The sequence below is a fragment of the Bifidobacterium sp. ESL0682 genome (assembly GCF_029392815.1).
Taxonomy (GTDB): Bacteria; Actinomycetota; Actinomycetes; order Actinomycetales; family Bifidobacteriaceae; genus Bifidobacterium.
Map to the genome: position 1 here is coordinate 1,217,372 of NZ_CP113942.1, position 18,974 is coordinate 1,236,345.

Below are 18,974 nucleotides of genomic sequence, written 5' to 3' on the forward strand. Positions count from 1 at the left end.
GGAGGTTTTTTCATGGCTTTGAAGGATATAAAGCCTGCAGGATACTATAGAAGCGGCAAAAGAATCAGGCAGGTAGGCAGGCGAATATGACGACGAATCCACGCGCGCTCGCGCTGAAAGTGGCCCAGGTGACGCAGGATGCAGGAAAATACGCCCTGCACGACCAGATCAACCCCCAAGATTTCGATACCTTAGAGATTCCCACCACCAGCCAAAGGGTCGGCAGCAGCATCGACAAAAAACTCACCGACTTCATCGAGAACCGTCTCAACTATCTGGAGCCTTATAACGGCATGTGGCGCGACAGGCCTGACGATGCGAAGCCCGGCGACAAGTTCTGGTGTGTTGGCCCCATCGACGGCGCCATCAACTTCCGGCGCAACATGAGTGAATGGGCCATCACCGTTTCGCTTTTCGAATTCAACGAGGAAGGCTCTGCGCAGCCGATTCTGGGTGTGGTGCATGCCCCGGCGCTCGGCCTGACCTATCTGGCCGCCGAAGGACAAGGCGCCATCCGCATCCGCCGCACACCGATCGGCGAAAAACGTGGCAAGGTCATCCCCTCCACCATCAGCAGCCTTACCGGTTCGGTGGTGAGTTTCGGCATGTCTCATGTAACGGAGGAATCCGAACGTGCCTTCCATGTCTTGAGCGACATCGCCGGCAAGCCTGCCGACGTCAAGCGCATTGGCCCTGTCTCCCTCGATCTGTGCAAGGTGGCTGATGGCACGTACGACGCGTATTTCGAGCCTCACCTGCATCGTTGGGACATCCCCGCAGTCTCGGCAGGCACTGTCGTCGTACGGGCTCAAGGCAAGGTGAGCCGTTGGAACGGCAATCCGATTCACTGGCGAAGCGAAAACGATGTGGTGGCCACCAACGGGCTCATCGACAAGGAACTCGAGCCTTATCTGGTCGATCTGGCCTATCCCTTCAAGTGAGCACCATCGCCAACAGCGAGAACGAACGTTCATTTCAGTTTTCTTATGTCAAGGAGCGACATGGCACAGCAAATGAAGAAGCAGCAACAATCGGCCGAGTCCGACAACGAGATCCAGGAGCAAGTCAAGAAGACCGGCAACGTGCAGGAACAAAGCGATGCACTGGACGCGGTACTTGATGACATCTCCTCAGTTCTGGAGACCGATGCGGAGCAATATGTCTCAAGCTTCGTGCAAAAAGGCGGCGAGTGATGCCACAGCTGCGAGACAGCAGCAATCAGGGACCCGGCAACCGCACACAACGTTCTGCCGAATATGATTCATACGCCCGCATTTTCGGCATTGAAACGGAATACGGTGTATCGGTGACCGGAGCCAATCAACCCTGCGACCCAGGGCAGGTCGCGATGATGATGTTCGCACCAATCCTCTCACGCTCACGCTCGACCAACACGTATCTGGAGAACGGCTCTCGCCTCTATCTTGACGTCGGCTCGCACCCGGAATATGCCACCGCCGAAGCCCGCGACCCCTCTCAGGCACTGGTGCAAGACCTGGCTGGCGAGGAAATCATGCGTCGACTCGTCAAGGGCGCTCAGGCACGGCTGCGCAAGACACATGGCGAACATGCCACCATTCATCTGTTCAAGAACAACGTCGACTCGGCCGGCCACTCGTTCGGCTGCCATGAGAACTATCTGGTGCGTCGCTATGTCTCGTTGCCCGTCATCAAGCAGCAGCTGCTGCCGTTCCTCGTGACCCGGCAACTCTTCACCGGTGCCGGACGCGTGAGCGACAACGGTTTCGAGATCACGCAACGCGCGGCGTTCCTTGACGAAGGTGTTTCCTCGTCCACCACACGTTCCAGACCAATGGTCAACACCCGCGACGAGCCGCACGCAGACCCGGACGAATTCCGTCGGCTTCACGTCATCATCGGCGATTCGAACCGCTCGCAGTGGGCCACATTTATGAAGCTGGCCACCACGCATTTGGTGCTTTGCGTCATCGAGGATGCTGCGTGCAGGGGCGTATCCTCAGGATTGGAAGCCTGTGGTCTCACCGACCCCAGCGCCTCCAATCAGGCGATGAGCGCCGACCTGAGTTGCCATCAAGCCACCATGCAAATGGAAGACATCGAAGCATTCCGGGCGGCGCAGCAAAAGTTTGGAACCCAGATAGTCGGCAATGCCGATAGCACCGGCAAGGTCACCGCACTGGAAATCCAATACCTTTACTGGCATATCGTTTCCCGATTCGTTGAATACCATGGTGATGAACTCGAAAACTCGTTACCGCACACCAGCTGCAAGGACATTCTCAACGAATGGAAACGAACGCTTGATGCGCTGTCGGAAGGCGACTTCGCTTCGTTGAGCAACCGCGTCGATTGGGTGGCGAAATATCAGCTGCTCACGCAAATGGAACGTCGCAACCCTGCACTTTCGCCGGTCCAAGCGCAGGAAATCGACCTGAATTACCATGACATCGCCAACGGAACCATTTATCCATCGCTGCTGAAGCATGGGCTGATGGAAACATTGGTTGACGACGATGCTGTGGAACATGCGTTGGGGAATCCGCCGACGGATACGCGCGCAGCCTTACGTGGAGCGTTCATTCACCAGGCTTTGCACAGTGGAGCCGCTTTCAGCTGCGATTGGACGCATCTGAAGACAACCACCCCGATCCGCTGCGAAGCCACGCTCATCGATCCGTTTGCATCTAAGCCCGATTCGGATTATGAACAACTGATGAATAGTTTGAGATAAATTTCATCAGCTAATTGCTTTATTTTTACGTTTCTTCCCAGCGTTGTCGTGGAGGGGAGGGATATACAATATTTCGACACCCTCCAGGCCGGTAGGCCAAGCTTTATGTCTCAACATCGCATATCCCTCCCCTCCACTCACTTTGTTTTTATGGCTTGCGCTACTACGATTTTTACGCAATCAGTTTAATTTGCCAAACGCTTGAGGGCCTGAACAGCGGATTCATTATGAGCTTCAGAATAGACTAGCGACTGTTCACATTGGGACTTGGTCCAGCGAGCGGAATCTGAGATGTCTAGCGAATAGAGATGTGCGGACCTGCGCGCCATGCGGTTGCCTTCGGCATCTGTCGTGTAATCGGGATGGGCGTTGGCATCGTCATTGCTGTCTTCCGAAACGGTGATGTGCGACCATGAGGCAGCAACAACATCTTGCGGGAAAAGCCTGAGGATTTCGGCTCGAAGCCAGGCTCTCGTATCTTCCGGAGGTGTTGATGTGGCGCGTTCGAGTTCGGCATCAGCCTGTTGTTGTGTGGAAACCTGCGATGGTTCAGAATCGCTATCGGAGATGTCAGATTCTTCGGAATCGGCTTGATGATGCAGATTCACGAACGTACGCTCGGTTTGCGATTGCAGGCGCGCGAATACCGAGTGCGACGGGTCGAGAGCAGCCCAACTCAGGTCCAGAGCGGCCAGTTTGGGACTGGACCAGTTCTCGCCAATCTTGCTCCGCAAGCGTTCCATCAGCTGCCATTTCAGCAGCCATTCCAGACGGGAACCTTCGTCTGTCATGGTGAGCCGTTCGTCGTCACTCGCGTGGCGGACCTTGGCCACGTCGGCGAGCGCCTGTTGCCACATCGCCATGACCCGTTTGGTTGGTTCATCGGGCCATAGCGGATCTCCCCTGCTGTCGGTGCCATAGGTGGCCGCACCTTGCGCCGATACCGCCGAAAGCAAACGCACCTGAATCTGCCAGGCCGTTGTGTTGCCGCCTTGCTCAAGCGGTAACGGCGCAGCAAGGCTCAAATCATGCGAGATGATATGCATCGCCTCAACGGGATCGACAAGCTGCAAGTCAGCAAGGAGACCTTCAATATCGAATGCTGAGTTCCCGTCCTCGGTCTGTTCAAGCAGCCACAGCAGCATGCTTGTTGTGCCAAGTTTCAGCGCCTGAGGCACATCCATGCGGTTGGCGTCGCCGACGATGACATGCAGACGACGGAAGTCACCGGTGACGTGGGATTCGTCGCGGGCATTGACAATCGGCCGGTCGAATGTGGTCTGCAAGCCAACGATGGAATGAACGTAATCGGCACGTTGGCTCAGCTGATAACCAGCCTCCTCGCTTTTCTCACCGATGCCGACACGTCCGGAACCGGCGTAGATCTGGCGCGAAACGAAATGCAAGGTCATCAGCGCGGCGACCTTTTCAAACGGAACGTTGCGCAGCATCATATAGTTCTCGTGCGTGCCCCAGCTGGCGCCTTTACCGTCCACGTTGTTACGATGCAGAACGATATGAGAACCGTTGCGTTCATTGGCCTTACGTGTCGCTTCACGCATGAGTGCATCACCGGCATGGTCGTAGCAGACAGCTTCGAAGGGATCCATCGTCTCAGGCGCGGAATACTCGGGGTGCGCATGGTCGACGTAGATACGGCCGCCGTTGGACGCGATGACGTTGACAATCTGGCGTTGCGGCTCGTCGGTGAGCATGTCGGGTCGGGCCGCTGCACGGGGCAGACGGGTACCACGGGCATCATTCAGCGGATCCTCCTGCCGGTAATCCCAACGGATATGCTGCGTTTCAGGGTTCGCCGCACCGCTGACCACATCGAACGAAAGCTGAACGGGATTGTAATGTTCCCGCCCCAAATCAGAAACGGCATATTCTGTTTCGGTGCCCATCATTCTGCGTACAGTCATTCGTTGCCACGCTTTCTTTCTGCGTCATCCCTCTGTGTCAATATCGACATCCTACCTTGCTTGTACGCCCTAATATCCCAGACAATGTATATCTCTTCCGCATCATTCAACACAGATTATTGTGCCGGACGGATGTGCACGGCATGACCGCCAGCGATGCCATTGATCTTCGACCACTGCACCGGGTCGGAATCCATGACCGAATCGCTGGTCTCGGCATATTCGTCGTCAACGGCCCGTCGCACCGCTTCGGCGCCGATTTCCATGGGTCTGCCAAGCGTAATCGAGTCTTTGACGGCATGCGTCTTGACGCGATCGACGATGTTCTTCAGCATCGCCCCGCACATGACATCAGAGAGCATGACCCTCGACCAACGCCCTTGGTCGTCACACACATCGCAGATGTGCCGTTGCAGGCCATCATCGTAGACGCTATCGACCAAAATCTCGGTCAACGACGCCGCGTCCTGCCCATGCTCATAGGGCAGGTTATCGGTCAGATAATGCGAAACAATCTGTGCCGCCTGCTTCCTGCCCGGCCGGTCGATGCGAATCTTGACATCGAGCCGCCCGGGGCGCAGCACGGCGGGATCGATCATGTCCACGCGGTTCGAGGCACCGATGACGATGACATTGTCCAAGCTTTCGATGCCGTCGAGTTCGGCCAGGAACTGGGGCACGATAGTGGTTTCCACATCGCTGGATACACCGGAACCGCGCGTGCGCAACAGCGAATCCATCTCATCGATGAACACGATGACCGGCTTGCCCTCGGCGGCTCGGGCACGGGCACGTTTGAAAATCAGACGGATGAGCCGTTCGGACTCGCCCACATATTTGTTGAGCAATTCCGGGCCCTTGACCGAAAGGAACACGCCGTTTTCGGCGTCACCTCCGGAAAGCGCGTTGGCGACGGCCTTGGCAATCAACGTCTTGCCGTTGCCCGGAGGCCCGTATAACAGCACACCCTTGGGCGGTCGCAGATCGTAGCGTTCGAAGAGTTCGCGATGGAGGAACGGCAGTTCGACGGCATCCTTGATACGCCCGATCTGATCATCAAGCCCGCCGATGTCGTCGAATGTGGCATCAGGCGTCTGTTCCAATACCAGATCGGTGGCATTCTCGCCTGGCAAGACCTCCAGCGCCAAGCGCGCAGTGCTGTCGACCAAAATCCTAGCGGAGGGCTCGATGGACACGTCCGCGAGCGCGCTGGCCCGTTCAATCAGTGTGACATTGCCGGATTCGTCGGCAACCATCAGCCGGCCATCATCCAACGGCTGCTTGACCACGCGCACGGCACCGGAGATTTCAAGCCCACGCTGCTCGACCAGCACCATGTTTTCGTTGAGGAGCACCGTCCGACCGCCGACCAGACGTGAGACCTGTACGTTCGAGGCCACGGGCACAATCAATCGACGGCCGCCGGAAAGCACCTCGGCCTTGGCATGCTGCACACCCTGCTCGTCAGTGCTGCAGGAATCCACACGCATCATCGTGGCGAAGTTCAAGGGAGGCGCAGCCATCTGCCCCAGCTGGGACTTGGCCTTTGCAGCTCCTTGCCGGCTCGCGTGAGCGCCACCGCCAGCGCATGGTTCTTGGCCCTCAGGTTGTCGTTCTCTTTCGCCAACCCCTCCGAACCGTTTTCATCGCTACTCATGTGTCCCCCGCATCTGCCGTTCCGAATCGTTTCGGTAATCCCATCTTATGATTCGACCACGAGGTTTCACCGTAGATTGATGGATATTGGACAATGCGAATCGAATAGAACCCTCACGATATGCCTGTATTCTGCATAAGCCGAAACATTCAAGCACACTACCTATCGAAGGTCTGCATTCCTTCGCCGTTACCGATGAGTCCGGCTATCCGATCCGTGCGTCGAAATCAATCGACGTAAGCATCAGCAGCGAGACGAGCACCACGGGCCCAATCGGCGGCACGCATGGCCTTTTTGCCCTGTGCCTTGACCTGTTGCAGCTCAATCGGCGCAGTTGCAGTGCCAATCCACACGTGCTTCTTGGTGGCGGCCAGCATACCTGGCTTCAGGTCAGACGGCACTTGAGGATCGTTGACATCGGCCGGACGTGCCTCAAGCACATGGAACGGCTCGGCATCACCCATATCGCTTTCGACGCTCGTACCAGCGGAAACAGAAGTATTCACACCGTCACGTCCATCGTTCCCGTTGTCCACGTTATCCATGGAAACCGCACCATGCGGATGCAGCATGCACCACGCTCCAGGCTCTGGTGTACAGGCACGAATCTGGCGATCAATAGCGAAGACCGGCACATCGAAACGGATGCGGGCGTCATCGTGTGTAATCTTTTGAGCCACCTCGTAGGCGCCCCGTGGCTGCTCCTGCATAAGAATCCGCCCTTCAGCCATAGCTGTCAACGCGGAGGCCAGCAGATACGAACCGTCGTCGGCCAAGCGCGACAACAAATCGCCGGAAGTTTCGTGCGCGCCGATTTCACAGGTGGATTGAGCCAGAATCGGACCAGTATCCATACCTTTGGTCAGCCTGAACACGGTGGCACCGGTGAGCGTGTCCCCGCTCCAGATCGAGCGCTGCACGGGAGCTGCGCCACGCCACTGCGGCAATAGCGAGAAATGCAGGTTGTACCAGCCCATCGGCAGCGCATCCAGCACGTTTTCCTTGAGAATCTTGCCGTAGGCTACCACGGCTCCGGCCTGAGCTCCTGTGGCTTTGAGCTCGTCGAGGAACGTCGGCTCCTTCGGGTCGCTTTCCAGCACGGGGATACCTAACTCGAGAGCCGCTTGCTTCACAGGGCTCGGCATCAGTTTGCGCCCGCGACCTTGCGGGGCATCAGGCCTGGTGAGCACCGCAACAACCTCAAAATGCTCCTCGTCATCCGCCAACCGGCGCAACGCAGGAACCGCCACATCAGGCGTCCCTGCAAACAATACTTTCAACATGACAATCCTTTCAGCGCTGGATATCGGGAATATTGACGCCTTGCTGTCTCAGGAGTTCCCGAAGCCGAGAAGCGTCATTGAACCGCACACCGCGTATGCCGGCGGAGTTGGCACCGACGATGTTCATCGCCTTGTCGTCGATGAAAATGGCGGTCTCGGCGGGAATATCGAAGCGTTTCAGCGCGTATTGGAAGATGTCGCGGTGCGGCTTGCGCAGGTTCCATAGCCGGAAACCACCGCATCGTCCAGTTCACTGAGAATCGGGTACATCTTCTCGGCCGGAGGGAACAGCTCTGTCGCCCAGTTCGACAGGCCCCACACACCGATGCCGGCCTCTTTGAGGTCGTTAACCAGCACGCGAGCGCCTTCCACCGGGCCGACCAGCGAATCTTCGAAGTTGGCGAAGTAGTATTCCATCATATCGGCCCAGGTATCGCCGTATTGTCCGCGCACCTGATTCACGGCCTGAACGGCTGTGCCGCCGATATCCATGGCATCGCTGGCGTCATAGAAGCCGGAAATGTCGTTGTCGAGGAACTTGTCGGTCAGCTCCTGCGAATAACGCGGCAGCATTGCGGCCTGCGGGTCCCAGCGCACCAATACGTTGCCGAAATCGAAGATCACGTTCTCGATGGGCTTGCCCGCAGCACCTTGGGCCGCATCCTCCGACTTGATCACGTTATAGTCCATTTCCGGTTCGCCCGGCCAACCTTTCATGGTGCCTCCTTCAACTGCGTGTTGATACCCTATCTGCTCTCATATTTTCATAGCGCGACGACGAGAACCCGCTGGTTTCAGATCAGGTCCTTGGGGTCAAGCTGGAAGCGCAGCTCCCCGGCGTGCGGGTGGCAACATGCCTGGCAACCTCGCTGTGCAGCCGTTGGGCCAGTTGCGCCCGCAGCGCCTGCGGCACACGCACCACGGCCTTGACACGATCCTGCGTGGCCTCCAGTTCGCGGGCATCCACCGTCCGAGGCTGGGCAATGGGCACCGGCCCCAAGACAGCCGGCAACGGGCCGATTTGTGTCTGCACTTGGCTCCAGTCTCCATCCAGTGCTCCGATATGTGCCAGAGTCGCCGTCACCGCTTCCCGTCTGCCCCAAACGCAAGCCAGCGCGAAAACAGGTGAAAGTCCGGTCTCCGCACGCTCGTCAAGTTCGCGTGCAGCGAGGATACGCGAGTCCCACCGTTTCAGAGATTCGGCGATTATCGGGTCAGTCTCGCCGATCAGCAGCACCTGCCCGCCTTCCTGGTGGCAGGCGCACATCGACGCTGCTCGCATCCAAGCGGTCAGCGCGTCGATGCGCGCGTCGACACCGGGCGCGTAAAGGCTCGTCCATGCATCGAGAATGGCCACGGCCTGGTAATGGCCGGTGGTCCCGTCTTGGCGCCTCACCCGAGGCTCAGCCTCCGGGGTGGCGATGACGATAAGCGGCTGGTCCGGAATCCAATCAACGATGCCGTTGGACTGGCTTGGGCTGGAAAGCACCATCGGAATATCACGGAATAGATGCTGCAATTGCGCCGCTGTGCCTGCCGCGCCCACGCGCACGACGCTCATCCGCTTGCCATGGCACTTGGGACAGCTCCAATCACTAGCTGGTGCCCCGCACCAGCGGCAGCGCGGCGCTCCCCGCGAATCTGCTGCAAAGGCCCGGTGCAACGCGGGCAACGGGCTTGACGATGGCAATGGGCGCAGCTCAGCACTTCGGCGATGCCTCATGGGGAATGGAAAAGAGAATCGGCCCCTTCTCCAGCGCCTCCGAAAGGACCCGGACCGCCGTATGCGGCACCCGAGCGCCAATCGACGGATCGGCCAGCCGTGCGAGTTCGTCGCGATTGAGCCAGCGAATCCACGGCGAAACGTCCTCGACCACGGCAGGCAACGGATGCACGGCAGTGCTGAATCCGCTGACCGGCGTTTCGCAAACCTCGACGTAGGCGGCCGGTTCGATGGAGAATATCGCATCATCGGACTGTTCCTGCCCAGCCATCGAAACGTTCGTGTCTTTTTGCCCTCTGTTGGGAGCATCGAGCGAGTAGGTCTCGCCAGTCTCCAATATCGGGTTTGTTGGGTCATTGCCATCGGAATTGTTGCCGTTGTTCGCCTTCGTCTGATCGACAATACCTACACTGTCCTCTTCAACATTATCGACAGCAACCGTGTCATCAACCACAGCCTGCGACGCGTTATCGGCAATCGCCGCAGTCTTGCGTACATTGCCGCTCACTTCCCACTCGCTGATGGCGCTTCGAGCATTGGCCATGGCCACGAAGGTACCGCTGTGAAGCTTGGCACGAAGCCGCAGGACCCCGCGTGCGGCGGCGTAGGGCATCATGCCGTCGGCGTTCTGGTAGGCTACGTCTTCAAGAATGGCGAAAAGACCCGGTCCTTCCACCGGCGCGTACATCGCGGCCCTGGTGCCGATGACGCAGCGCACCTGCCCACTGGCAGCCGCCAGATAGGAGCGGTAGCGTTCGGCCGGCGCCATGGCAGCTGCCAACAACGCAAAATCACCGTCGTAACCACTATGGCTCGCGTTCGTCTGCTTGAACGGCTTGAGACCAAATCGCCGCAAGGCCGCCGCCACATAGTTGACCTCACGCATCGTCGGCAGCACCAACACCGCAGCTCGCCCGGCCTGCAGCGCACAAGCGGCCATATAAGCCAAGTCATCGGCCCAGCGCACCGCTCCCGGCAAGGCATCGACCACGAACGAAGCAAAACCGCCACCGATCAAAGCTTGCTGCAGGGCCGGAGCATTGTCGTAACCAGCCCGAAAGCGTTCCGCCCCGTGCTCAACAGCGCTGTCGTCAAGTCTTACACGACCCCGGCTTCCGGCCCATGTTCCGGCCATCGCCAGATGCTGTTCCTTGTCTACTCTGGCGACTCGCGGAGGAACAGCAAGACGCAGAATGTTGGCAGGAGTACCGCCGTAGGCTTCGGCAATGGCAGTGATGTCACGCCTCATCGAGGCCGAGACCAGCACGTCGGGGGTCATCACCCGTTCGATATAGCGCAACGCGGAAGCCGTGGTGTGACTGCTCTCGACACGATCCCAAACAATCCCGTTGACACGCCTGCCGCCGAAACGCACCCGTACCATCACGCCCGGCTGCGCAGCTTCGGAGAATTTCTCATCGATGAGATAATCGAACGTCTGTCCCAAATGGGTGGCCTGCACATCGAGCACCACCTGCGCAATCGGATTCTCCTTCGCCGGGGTATGGGTGACCGGCTTGCGGCGCTTGCGCGGGGCCAGCCCGGCGAGCGCTGGTTGTTCAGCCTGCGGTTCACTCATGCTTCAAGGATAGCAAGGCCGTGGATTGTTGAAACGCAAATGTGGCCACATGCCTGAGCATGCAGCCACATTCAAAAAGCAGAATCTGATAGAAACTCAGATCTTGGTCGGCTTGACGGTCGAATCCTCGATCCACCACGGACGCAGCGGGTAGGTGTCGGTCATCTGCTTGTCATCCGGACGCACGCAGAGGAACTGGTGAATCTGGATATTGTTGAGCTCGAAGTTCAGCGCGCAGCCGGCCATATAGAGGCCCCACAGGCGCGACTTGGGCTCGCCCATCAGCTCGACGGCGCGGTCCCAGCCGGCGACCAGGTTCTTGTTCCAGTTGTGCAGGGTCAGCGCATAATGCTGACGCAGGTTCTCCTGGTTGACAACCTCAAAACCAGTGTCTTGAATCACGGTCTCGATCTCGCCCGGAGAAGCCAGCTGGCCATCAGGGAAGATGTAGCGATCGATGAACTCGCCGGCGGCCTTGCCCGTCATGGAGTTGACGCGGGTGATCTGGTGGTTCAGCAGACGGCCGTTGGGCTTGAGCTTGTCGAAGATCTCCTTGAAGTAGGAGGGATAGTGCTTGAAGCCGACGTGCTCCATCATGCCGATCGAGCAGATGCCGTCGAAATCACCTTCCGGCACGTCACGGTAATCCATCTGACGCACTTCAGCGAGGTCTTCGAGGCCTTCGCGCTTGATCCATTCCTGAGCCCACTTGACCTGTTCACCGGCCAAGGTGACACCGAGGACCTTGATGCCACGCTGTGCGGCGCGAATCTCCATGGAGCCCCAGCCGCAGCCGATGTCGAGCAGCCGGTCGCCGGGCTTCAGGTTGAGCTTGTCGAGCACGAGATCGAGCTTGCGCCATTCGGCATCCTCAAGCGAATCCTCAGGCGAGGTGAACACGCCACAGGTGTAGGTCATCGAGGAACCGAGGAAGAGACGGTAGAACTCGTTGGACTGGTCATAGTGATAGCTCACGGTGGCCTCGTCGCCGGCCTTGGAGTGTGGCAGCAGGCCTTCGGTGCGGCGCTTCCAGCGGCTCGGGCCTTCGATCGACGGAGCTTCGGGGTGACGGATGCCGTGCGAATAGACGGAAGCGACGATGCGGGCCAGGTCGGCCGGGCTCGGCTTCTTCATATCCGGCTTCAGGGCTACAAGCTTCTTGAACACCTCATACGGATCGCCGGGGATGAGTTCTGGGGAGGCAATGTCGCCCTGCAGATAGGCGCGCGCGAGGCCGAGATCGTTGGGATGGTCGACCATATAATACACGGCACGCGAGTTGTTCACCGTGATGTGCAGCGGTGCGTCCTGCGGCCCGAACGAAGAACCGTCGAAAGCGGTGATGTTGATTTTCCCATTGTCCTCAAGGAACATTGAAACCATATCGGCTACGGTCATAGCGGCCATGCGCAACCTCCAAAATAAGTGCATTTCATTGCATTTTCCTCATGCAAAACCATATTTAGACTATTGCCCAGTTACGACACCATAACGGTTTTGCTGGCCGTGAAATTCTCGGAGTTTCGCAGGCCCACGAGCAAAAAAAGAGCCGTATCCTCGGAAATCCCTCGGATACGGCTCCCTGCATATAGGTCAATTACGACCAGTTAGACACGCTCAGCCCTCGGCGATGGCCGCCTTGAGCTCGTCGACCTTGTCGGTGGCCTCCCATGTGAAGTCCGGATCGGTGCGGCCGAAGTGGCCGTAAGCCGCCGTCTTCAGATAGATCGGGCGCATCAAGTCGAGCTCGTCGATGATCGCGGCCGGACGCAGGTCAAAGACCTTGCGCACCGCAGCCTGAATCTGTTCGCGGGTCACACCGCCGATTTCAGTGCCGAAGGTGTTGACGTTGATGCTCACCGGGTCGGCGACACCGATGGCGTAGGCCACCTGCACCTCGACCTTGTGTGCCAGACCTGCGGCGACGATGTTCTTGGCCACCCAACGCGTGGCGTAGGCCGCGGAACGATCGACCTTGCTCGGGTCCTTGCCGGAGAAGGCGCCGCCGCCATGGTGGGCTGCCCCGCCGTAGGTGTCGACGATGATCTTGCGGCCGGTGAGTCCCGCATCGGCCGCCGGGCCGCCGAGGACGAAGGAACCGGTCGGGTTGACCAAAACGCGGTAATCGTCGTGGCGAATCTTGGTGCCGCACACCTCTTCGAGCACGGGCTTGATGACATGTTCCTGCAGCTGTTCCATGAGCCAGTCATGATTGACCTCGGGGTCGTGTTGCGTGGAGATAAGGACCGTGTCGACGCGAATCGGCTGGTCGTTGTCGTCGTATTCGATGGTGACCTGCGTCTTGCCGTCCGGACGAAGATGCGGCACGATGCCTTCCTTACGCACCTGAGCCAAGCGGAACGCCAGACGGTGCGAAAGATAGATCGGCAACGGCATCAGCACATCCGTCTCATCGCAGGCATAGCCGAACATGATGCCCTGATCGCCAGCGCCCTGAGCCTCGTAGCGTTCCTCACGCGAGACCGCGGACTCTTGCTCGGGGTTAAGACGGTCGACACCTTGGTTGATCTCGGCGCTCTGCTCGGTCAGCGAGACCAGAACGCCGCAGGAATCAGCGTCAAGGCCGACCTCGGAGGAGGTGTAGCCGATGTTTTTGACGACATTGCGCACGATGCGCTGGATGTCGGAATAGCCGGAGCTGGTCACCTCGCCAAAGATAAGGAATTGCCCAATGGCGGCCGAGGTTTCCACGGCCACGTGGGAATGGGGATCCTGACGAAGCATATCGTCGAGAATTGCGTCCGAAATCTGATCGCAGACCTTATCGGGATGCCCTTCGGTAACCGATTCCGCGGAGATCAGGCGACGCTCTTTTGTCACTTCTGTAGACACAGTGAACTTCTTTCTTCCATGCCAGAGCCGCAGTGCGGCCGACGTGTATACATACGAAATGTCACTCTACGCGCAGGCAGGTATGAAGAAACGCCTTTATAAAACAGAGAAGTCTCGGCCGTGCGATTTCTACTATTTGCACAGCCCAAGCCGACAAGTCCAGCACCAATTATAAATTGTATTGCAGTGTCTTTAGACATGAATTTATTTGGGTTTAAACAAAGGGTTTGGTTACCATGAGCGTTTTCCGCTACTTTATTGCTTTTGTACTTTGCATTACAACATCATTGAATATCGCCCCCCCCGCGAAATCTCATGATGTCCCGATAAACCAAAGCAGTCAGACAGCTAGCGCTTCCTCAACATCAACCCATCCCACTTCCTCATCAGTCCAAACTCATCCAGCATCGCAAGTCACCAATGATGGTGACCAACACATAGAGCCTTCGGCCCCAGCCAGCCAAGCCGAGACGCAGTCCCCGCAACCAGCGTCGTCTTCCCTGCAACAGAAAGATGCAGACAATAGCGAACCTTCATCATTGACTCGCTTGAGTCCGGCGACCCCATCACTCGCCGCGCAGCCCAGCCCCATCGATGCCTCGAACGTGCAAAACACCAACAGTCGAACGCTCCCGACTCCAAACCCGCAAGGCCAGATCAGCAGTCCGCAACGCTCGCAAGGCCAAGACAATGCCTCTCAGACCCCAGAAGCCAAGGGAATCAAATCCAGATCCGAAGTCAGCCCCCGCTCCGCCACCTGCACGTCTACCAGCCCAGCGACCTGGGCAGGTTCCAACATCCAATGGCACATCTCGGACGACGGCACGGACTGCACCCTCCACGTCAGCGGTGGCACCACACCATCCACGTTCGTTTCCTCCCCGCGGTACGACCAGGAAACCGTGTATGGCATCACGCAAGTCATCATCGAAGGCAACCTCACCATCCGCAATACTTCGAGCTATCAAGCAGGTGTGTTCGGAGAATTGCAGTATCTCAAAACCTTCAAGATGGGCAATGGAGCCTCCCTCACCTTCAGCGGAACAGGAGCAATCAATTTATTTTACAGTGGTTACTGGTCGTTATCAGATCTCGAATCAGTGGATACGACAGGATGGGATACCAGCCAAGCTACCAGCCTTCACAGCATGTTCGACGGCTGTGGAAACTTGGACTCATTGAACACCACTAATTGGAACACCAGCCAAGTCACCGACTTCTCAAATATGTTTAATAATTGCAATGATCTTGCCCCAATAGATACCAGCAAGTGGGACACCAGTCGGGCAACCAATATGGACAATATGTTCCACTACTGCCGCAGTTGGGAATCCCTGGACATCAGCAACTTCGATACAAGAAACGTCACAACCGCGAATGCCATGATGCCACCAAATCTAAAGAAAATCATCCTTGGCACCAACACTGTCCTTCCTCCTTCATCCGTCACATCATCCCATGATGACGATCCGGTGTCCTCTGGCCCAATGGGTTCTTTAGACCCCAGCCATTGGTGGCGAGAACAAGGTAATTGGTGCCAGCCCCTGGCTCCCACACAGGTCGGACTCGACAAGCCCGCCACTTACGTCCGCGATGATGTCGCTATACCTTCGAACGTCAGCTGCGTCATCTTCGCTATCAACCCCAACGGAGGGGTTATGTCCAACGCCGGCACTGGATTCGACAGCGCTCACACCGGCGGTACGCTGACCGTCCCCTCTGCAACAAACCTTATCAATAAGAGCGGCTCGTTATTTGCCAACTGGAACACCTCACAAAATGGCAGTGGAACAGCATACACCTCAGCTCAACAGTCCATGAGCTATCCAAAAGGCACCAACACGACCGTCACTTTCTACGCGCAATGGTACGACATCCCACTACCCACGTTCAACAACATCAAAGTGCACGCACTGACCGGTCAAAACCCGACCTTCGACCTCACCATAAACTCCCAAAGCTCGTTCCAAGCAGGAGACGCAATATCAGCCTATTCATCTTCAGGACCTAGTGGACAGAATCAGCTTACTTGGTACTCAACATCCTATGCCATTCCATCAGACGGGTACGCAGGACCCATCATTTTTTCGGCACAACCTGTCTCATCACTCGCTAGTCAACAAACCCAGTGGAAAGTTGGTATCGCAGTCCAGCGCAAAACGATAGACCGTAAAACCGGCAGCAGAGCACGATTGCGCAACTATTTTGCTCGGGATTTTACGATTCCACATGTGACGTTGTCCTTCGACCTGAATACAGGCGACGGCAAAGTACCAGCTATCGTGGAATCTCCAATCGACACAGATAGTTCTACGGCCACATTCGCCATCACCCGACTAACGACTATAAGTAAACCCAATTTCGCGTTCGACAAATGGGCCTCCAACGCAGACGGCTCCGGCAGCAGTGTCTCGCCTGGAGGAAACATCACATTCACGCAAGCCCAATATCAGCCGGACAACAAAGTAACCCTGTACGCGCAATGGCGGATGGTGCCCTTTGACTCCAGCGTCGCCTATCACCGCGACTCGGACACGGTCACGGCCAGCGGCACCGCACTGCAATACAGCACAATTAATGCCTGCATATCAGCCGACACCTGCCAGTCACAAACGATATCCGGCCCGACAACGATGGACAATGTTCAAAGCAACACCCGAAATACCATCACCAGCGTGACCATTGACCCATTAGACCCCGGGAACATCACTATCAGCGGAAAAGTGGGCAGTAACATCTTAAACGGCAAAGGCACATTCGGACGTGTGGTCGTTTTTCCTCGATCGCTTGCCTCCATTCCCGCTGGAGGTACTGGTATACCCTGCCCCGTTCCGACAACTTCCGACATGTTCCCCGGCACAAGTTGTGGACAAGGAGAGTCTGGTCTTATTTATCCGCTTAATAGCGGGAAAAACATGTGGACTGTAAAACTCTCCAGTAAAGATTTCATCCAAGCGGGCTATACATATCCTGCACAAGATCCCGCTACAGGTCGCTGGACTTACGTCACCGTCCCCGATACACCTGAAGCCCCTGGTTTTTATGACATCTACGTGTGCGTACAAGCTTTGGGACCGGCATCTAATTTTACTAATATTCTTAAACTCAGAGCTGATTACCCCTACAGGATGGGCACTTCCACAAGCCCGTGGAAGGTGTCGTTCCCAGCAAGCACGTTCATGGCCAAGTTCCCGATAGCCAACCAGTACTCCGTCGATGTCACCGATTCCACAGGCCAGGTAACCGATCCAGCCACAGGCAACCTAGTGGAGAAACTGACGATGAAGGGAACGCTGCCGTACATGTACGCCCACTACGACGCCAACGGCGCAACCGGAACCACGCCTCCCGACGGAGCCAAGGCGCTCGTGGACACCACGACAAGCAACTCGATCAATGTCACCCTGCCCAAGCCGAACGCGCTGGTTAACCCGGCGCACCAACTCTTCACCGGCTGGGCTACAGACAGTACCAGCCCGCCCACCGACGCGTTCCAGCCAGGTGCGGCCAAGACGTTCGACGTGGGATACTCGCCAGGCGATGTCGGCATCCCAGTCAATGTGTACGCGATTTGGAAGACCTTGGAGGGTCCGACCATCGACACAGTGACCACGCACGCACCGACCGGCGCCGACCCAACCATCGATGTCAAAGCGGTCGACTCGAACGCCCACAAAACCGGCGATGCAATCTATCTGACCTCCCTGAACGGCGCCGGCTATACCAATATCTACACCTACACCAGCGACGGCGACACCGGCAGCAACACATGGACCGGCCTGACTCCCGCTCAGCTGCGCGCTGGATGGACCGACACCTACGACCTGAAGGCGGACGCGAGCACCACCGACCCCAACACCGGCCAGACTGTGCACAGCGAATACAGTGAGAAGACCGGCGTGCTGCCCTTCTTCAACATCACCTTCGATGCCAACAGCGCCCACCACGGCGCCGGCGACCCACCCGATGGTATCAAAACCTTGGCCGACACCACCAACCAGAGCGCGACGATCATCCTGCCCAAGCCGACCGCCACCATGACGCCCGCAGCCGCGATCTTCACCGGCTGGTCCAAGACCGCCTCGAGCACGGCCCCCGACATCGGGATGGGCAGCCCCGGCCACCGCCAGATCGTCGTCAACGCCTCCTCCGAAAACGCGGAGACCGACCTGACCTTCTACGCAATCTGGAACACCGTCGAGGCCCCGGTAGTCACCGGGATGTACAGAAACGCGTCCGACAACACGGTAATTGTCACCGGCACCAGCAAGCCCTGGTCCACCGCTGACAAACCGCTCGTCGACGTGACAGGACTGGATGGACAGCCCGGCAACACCACCGGAAACCCCGTCACCTTCGACGACAGTCTCCTGCCCTACGACGGCTCCAATACCCATCCTTGGACGCTCACCCTCACTGAGGCGCAGCTGCCCAAGGGCGGTAGCTACCGCGTCAAGGCCAAGATCTCACGCAACGAGGACGCCTGGCGCGACCCGAGCCGCACCGTCGAGGCCAGCGACACCAAGGACTACACCATCCTCAAGCCCTTCCTCCACGGCCTGCCCATGACCGGCGGCATTTGGAGACGGGTCCTGCCCCTAGGCATCGTTCTCGCTGCTTTGGTCGCCGGACTCGCCATGGTCCTGCGCGACCGGCGACGTCGCCACGCCAGGCGCGCGTAGTGGAACCTTTGCGTGTGACGGCCTCTGACAAAGGTCGCCATACGCACGGGCGCACCTCTACACGCGATAATCCCCACACACGAAGAGCCCACAATAAGCTCTACCCATAGGGGACGTGATTGCGGCCAGATTACAAACGACTGTGCCATCCGTCCCCTCCTAACACTTCCCGCCAGGCCACCCAACACCCGGCCCGGCGGGAACACCAACTGGGTGCCGACGACGGGTTCAAACAAACCCAAACCAACCGACCCGCCGCCGGCACCCACCCTATTTTTTCTACAGACAGCATCACGTTCATTTCCCGCACCCAATATGGTTGCTTGGCGTAGATGCGTGACGACCATATGTCAACGAAGACGCATTCATAATGAACAAGACGCAAGCGCTAACAACAAAAACGTTTTGTATCTTGCGAAGACAGCGCTTACCGAAAGAGCACCTTCATTAAGTTTTGTATCACAATTTGGACACTTTCCAGATTTACACATTATGAGATATATGATTAAGTACGGATAGTTATGGAGTGCGCCGCTCCGGCGAACTCCACATAATTCTC

The 18,974-nt window shown here is 57.6% G+C and carries 8 protein-coding genes and 4 pseudogenes; 4 read left to right on the forward strand and 8 right to left on the reverse strand.

Translation table 11 applies throughout. The features are described from left to right. Positions 1-86 precede the first annotated feature (86 nt). The 3 genes from OZX57_RS05220 to OZX57_RS05230 are packed head-to-tail and all read left to right on the forward strand — an operon-like array spanning position 87 to position 2,713. On the forward strand, positions 87-941 hold the full coding sequence (locus OZX57_RS05220; protein ID WP_277161690.1) for an inositol monophosphatase family protein: 855 nt from the start codon (positions 87-89) through the stop codon (positions 939-941). A 60-nt stretch (positions 942-1,001) separates the two neighbouring features. After that, entirely contained in the window at positions 1,002-1,193 is a 192-nt protein-coding gene (locus OZX57_RS05225; RefSeq protein WP_277161691.1) for a ubiquitin-like protein Pup, read from the forward strand. Then, positions 1,193-2,713 (forward strand): proteasome accessory factor PafA2 family protein, encoded by a 1,521-nt coding sequence (locus OZX57_RS05230; RefSeq protein ID WP_277161692.1) that lies wholly within the window; start codon positions 1,193-1,195, stop codon positions 2,711-2,713. The genes OZX57_RS05225 and OZX57_RS05230 overlap by 1 nt, the downstream gene beginning before the upstream one ends. Before the next feature lie 185 nt (positions 2,714-2,898). Here the strand turns inward: OZX57_RS05230 and dop are convergent, their stop codons facing one another. The 8 genes and pseudogenes from dop to metK form a co-directional block, all read right to left on the reverse strand. Beyond that, positions 2,899-4,638, reverse strand: coding sequence for a depupylase/deamidase Dop (gene dop, locus OZX57_RS05235; RefSeq protein WP_277161693.1), 1,740 nt, complete (start codon positions 4,636-4,638; stop codon positions 2,899-2,901). 116 nt (positions 4,639-4,754) lie between these two features. Further along, a pseudogene (arc, locus tag OZX57_RS05240) lies at positions 4,755-6,295 on the reverse strand (proteasome ATPase). Between the two features lie 227 nt (positions 6,296-6,522). Beyond that, a complete protein-coding gene (gene fmt, locus OZX57_RS05245) occupies positions 6,523-7,578 on the reverse strand; it encodes a methionyl-tRNA formyltransferase (RefSeq protein WP_277161694.1) in 1,056 nt (351 codons plus the stop codon). Positions 7,579-7,588: 10 nt separating this feature from the next. Continuing rightward, positions 7,589-8,295: pseudogene (locus OZX57_RS05250) on the reverse strand (HAD family phosphatase). 77 nt (positions 8,296-8,372) lie between these two features. Beyond that, positions 8,373-9,503: pseudogene (locus tag OZX57_RS05255) on the reverse strand (primosomal protein N'); the annotation flags it as partial. 297 nt (positions 9,504-9,800) lie between these two features. Next, positions 9,801-10,880: pseudogene (locus tag OZX57_RS05260) on the reverse strand (primosomal protein N'); the annotation flags it as partial. A gap of 96 nt (positions 10,881-10,976) precedes the next feature. Next, the gene (locus tag OZX57_RS05265) at positions 10,977-12,287 is read right to left on the reverse strand and encodes a class I SAM-dependent methyltransferase (RefSeq protein WP_277161695.1); all 1,311 of its coding nucleotides are present in this window, start codon (positions 12,285-12,287) and stop codon (positions 10,977-10,979) included. Between the two features lie 210 nt (positions 12,288-12,497). Next, complete coding sequence (metK, locus tag OZX57_RS05270; protein WP_277162949.1) at positions 12,498-13,721, reverse strand: methionine adenosyltransferase; 1,224 nt, start codon at positions 13,719-13,721, stop codon at positions 12,498-12,500. Between the two features lie 551 nt (positions 13,722-14,272). On the opposite strand from metK, the gene OZX57_RS05275 reads away from it, so the two are divergent. Further along, positions 14,273-18,415: a BspA family leucine-rich repeat surface protein gene (locus tag OZX57_RS05275; protein ID WP_277161696.1), complete on the forward strand. Its 4,143-nt coding sequence runs from the start codon at positions 14,273-14,275 to the stop codon at positions 18,413-18,415. Positions 18,416-18,974: the final 559 nt, after the last annotated feature.